A 3,862-nucleotide genomic window follows, 5' to 3' on the forward strand; every position below is an offset into this window, starting at 1 on the left:
CAGACAGGCCCGACAGACAGGCCCGACAGGCCGCTGCCACGAGAAGCCCCACGGACATGACCCAGAGACCCGGACAGGCGGGACCACCAGATGAAGCCAGACGAGGGAACCCCACAACGACGAGGAGGGGAGTTCGGGTGACGCCAACGGTGCGCGCCAACCCGCTGCGCGACCCGCGGGACCGCCGGCTGCCACGCCTGCCCGACCCATGCGCGTTGGTGGTCTTCGGGGTCACCGGCGACCTGGCCCGCAAGAAGCTCATCCCGGCCGTCTACGACCTGGCGAACCGGGGCCTGCTGCCGCCGGGCTTCGTGCTGCTGGGCTTCGCCCGGCGCGACTGGGACGACGGCGGCTTCGCCGAGATCCTCCGGGAGGCCGCGCAGAAGGGCGCCCGGACACCGTTCCGGGAGGACGTCTGGGAGCGCCTGGCCTCGTCGGTGAAGTTCGTCCAGGGGTCGTTCAACGACGACCAGGCCTTCGACACGCTCGCGAAGACCCTGCTCGACCTCGAGCACAGCCACGGCATCCCGGGTAACGCGGCGTTCTACCTGTCCATCCCGCCGTCGGCGTTCCCGGTCGTCCTCAAGCAGATGCAGCGCACCGGGATGGCCTCGAACGAGGCGTCCGGCGGCTGGCGGCGGGTCGTGGTGGAGAAGCCCTTCGGCCACGACCAGGAGTCCGCCAGCGCCCTCAACGAGCTGGTGGACGACGTGTTCACCGCGCCCGACGTGTTCCGTATCGATCACTACCTGGGCAAGGAGACCGTCCAGAACCTGCTGGCGCTGCGGTTCGCCAACACCCTGTTCGAGCCGATCTGGAACTCCCACTTCGTCGACTCCGTCCAGATCACCATGGCCGAGGACGTCGGCATCGGCTCGCGGGCCGGTTTCTACGACGCCACCGGCGCCGCCCGGGACGTGCTGCAGAACCACCTGCTCCAGCTGCTGGCGCTGACCGCCATGGAGGAGCCGGTGAGCTTCAACGCCGAGGCCATCCGGTACGAGAAGCTCAAGATCCTGCGGGCCGTCTCGCTGCCGGACGACCTTGCCGGCTACGCGATCCGGGGCCAGTACGAGCAGGGCTGGCTCGCCGGCCAGCGGGTCCGGGGCTATCTGGAGGAGGACGGCGTCCCGGCGGGCTCGCGCACGGAGACCTTCGCCGCCGTCCGGCTGGGGATCGAGACCCGCCGGTGGGCGGGCGTCCCGTTCTACCTGCGCACCGGCAAACGGCTGCCGCGCCGGGTGACCGAGATCGCCATCTCGTTCAAGCCGGCCCCGCACCTGCCCTTCGACGCCACCGACACCACCGAGCTCGGCCACAACCAGCTGGTGGTGCGGGTCCAGCCGGACGAGGGCGTGACGCTGAAGTTCGGCTCCAAGGTCCCGGGGTCGGCGATGGAGGTCCGCGACGTCGCCATGGACTTCCTCTTCGGCGAGGCGTTCACCGAGTCGCTGCCCGAGGCGTACGAACGGCTCATCCTTGACGTGCTGCTCGGGGACGCGACACTGTTCCCGAACAACTCCGAGGTGATCGAGTCGTGGCGGGTGATCGACCCCATGGAGGACTTCTGGGCCGGCTCCGTCCCCCATCTCTACCGGTCGGGGACGTGGGGGCCGGCCGCCGCCGACGAGATGCTCGCCCGTGACGGGCGCTGCTGGAGGCGACCGTGACAACCCTGTGGGACACCACCGGCACCGACGTGGTCAGGGCGCTGGCGGCCGAACGGCGCTCCGCCGGCGCGCTCGCCTTCGGCCTGGCCCTGACCCTGGTGGTCGTGGTGGACGAGAAGCACGTCAGCGCCGCCGAGAGCGCGGCGACGACCGCGGCGGCGGCCCACCCGTGCCGGCTGCTCATCATCGTGCGCCGCCAGCTGGACGCCTCCAACTCCCGGCTGGACGCCGAGGTCTCCATCGGCGGGCGGCTCGGCCCCGGTGAGGCCGTGGTCATGCGGATGTACGGCCGGCTCGGCCTGCACGCCGAGTCGGTGGTGCTGCCGCTGCTCGCGCCGGACGCGCCGGTGGTGACCTGGTGGGACGGCGAGCCCCCGGACCGGATCGCCTACGACCCGCTGGGCGTCTTCGCCGACCGCCGGGTCAGTGACGCGGCCGCCGCCCCCGACCCGGTGGCGGCGCTGCGGCGCCGCGCGGCGGACTTCGCGCCCGGCGACACCGACCTGGCCTGGACGCGGCTGACCGGCTGGCGGACGCTGACCGCCGCCGCCTTCGACTCGATCACCGAGCAGCCACGGTCAGTCACCATCGCGGGCAGCCCGGCGGACCCGGGCGTCTGTCTGCTCTCCGGCTGGCTCGCCGACCGCCTGCGGGTGCCGGTCACGGTGTCCGAGGCGGTCTCCCGGGGCGGGCCGGCCGAGATACGCGTCGACTTCGACCACGACGGCACGCTGACGCTGACCCGCCAGGACGCCCACACCGTGCTGCTGCGCCGGCCCGGCCGGCCCGGCCGCGCCCTGCCGCTGCCCGACCGCGGCCTCGGCGACCTGCTGGCCGAGGAGCTGCGCCGGCTCGACAACGACGGGCCCTACGCGGACGCGCTGTCGGCCTGGAGCGGGATAGCGGGCCTGGCCTCCCGGCCGGCGGTCCGCGAACACATCTGGCGCGACCCGATGGCGCCGGAGAGCACCACGGCCAGGTCCGCTCCGGACGCGGCCGAAGCCACGGGCGGCAGCGGTGGCGACGGCGGCGGCGGCGGCGACGGTGGCAGCGGTGGCGACGGTGGTGGCGTTACGGACGGCGCCAAGGCGTTCGGCTGATGAGCATGTCACCCGAGGTGATCGTCCATCGCGATCCGGCGCTGCTGGCCGCCGCGGCCGCCGCCCGTCTGATCATCAGCCTGGCGGACGCGCAGGCCAGCCGCGGCAGCGCCTCGGTGGTCCTCACCGGCGGCGGGATCGGGGTGGCCACGCTGCGGGCGGTGCGCGACAGCCCGCTCGTCGAGACGGTCGACTGGGGCCAGGTGGACGTCTGGTGGGGTGACGAGCGTTTCGTGCCCGCGGACTCGGCCGACCGCAACGACCGGCAGGCCCGTCAGGCGCTGCTCGACGCCCTCCCCCTCGATCCGGCCCGGGTCTTCCCGATGGGCAGCGCGGACGCCGATGCCGGCACGGGCACAGCCACGGGCACCGACGCCGCGGAGGCCGCCGCGTCGGCCTACGCCCGCCTGCTCGCCGAGCACGCGCCCACCGGGGCCACCGCGGCCGCGGGCACGGTGGCGGTCCCATCCTTCGACGTGCTGCTGCTCGGGGTCGGGCCGGACGGGCACGTGGCCTCGCTCTTCCCCGGCTCCTCGGCGATCCACGCCCGTACCGCCACCGTCGCGGTGCACCACTCCCCGAAGCCGCCGCCCGCCCGGATCTCACTCACGCTGCCCGCGATCCAGGCGGCGCACGAGGTCTGGCTTCTTGCCGCGGGCGAGGCAAAGGCGGACGCGGTGGCCCGCGCGTTCTCCGGCGCGGCCCCGGCCGACATCCCGGCGGTGGGAGCGCGCGGCCGGCAACGCACGCTGTGGCTGGTGGACCGGGCCGCCGCGGCCAGGCCCGTCAGCGCCGGGGCACCGCGGGCGCGCCGGGTCCCAGCGGGATGAGCCTCCCCGGCCGGAACGCCGCCAGCACCGCCGCCTGAGCTGCCAGAGCGCCAGCACCACCGCCAGCTACAGCTCTTGGCAGAGCGCAACGAACTCCGTCCCGCCTGGTGACAGCTTCGTCCCGCCTGGTGGCAGAGCCGGCCGGCGGGGCCCGGACACGGACCATCGCAAACCGTCGCGTCCAGGCCCCGCCGGCCAGACAGCACACGCCCGGCCGGGCGCTACCAGGCCGGGCGTGCGGTGCCGCCATGCGGCCTGTGCA

At 74.1% G+C, this 3,862-nt stretch carries 3 protein-coding genes; all 3 read left to right on the plus strand.

Translation table 11 applies throughout. From position 1 onward, the window contains the following. The first annotated feature begins 137 nt into the window (after positions 1–137). Genes zwf through pgl form a run of 3 tightly spaced genes read left to right on the plus strand, consistent with a single transcriptional unit; the run spans position 138 to position 3,600 of the window. Positions 138–1,670 carry a glucose-6-phosphate dehydrogenase gene (gene zwf, locus NBW84_RS08310; protein WP_250283299.1) on the plus strand — a complete coding sequence of 511 codons (1,533 nt, stop codon included), beginning with the start codon at positions 138–140 and terminating at the stop codon, positions 1,668–1,670. Next, on the plus strand, positions 1,667–2,770 hold the full coding sequence (locus NBW84_RS08315) for a glucose-6-phosphate dehydrogenase assembly protein OpcA (RefSeq protein WP_250283301.1): 1,104 nt from the start codon (positions 1,667–1,669) through the stop codon (positions 2,768–2,770). Before zwf ends, NBW84_RS08315 begins: the two co-directional genes overlap by 4 nt. Next, positions 2,770–3,600 (plus strand): 6-phosphogluconolactonase, encoded by an 831-nt coding sequence (gene pgl, locus NBW84_RS08320; RefSeq protein ID WP_250283303.1) that lies wholly within the window; start codon positions 2,770–2,772, stop codon positions 3,598–3,600. Before NBW84_RS08315 ends, pgl begins: the two co-directional genes overlap by 1 nt. Positions 3,601–3,862 lie beyond the last annotated feature (262 nt).

Origin of the sequence: Protofrankia sp. CiP1_Cm_nod2, from assembly GCF_920664355.1 — a bacterium.
Lineage (GTDB): Bacteria > Actinomycetota > Actinomycetes > Frankiales > Frankiaceae > Protofrankia.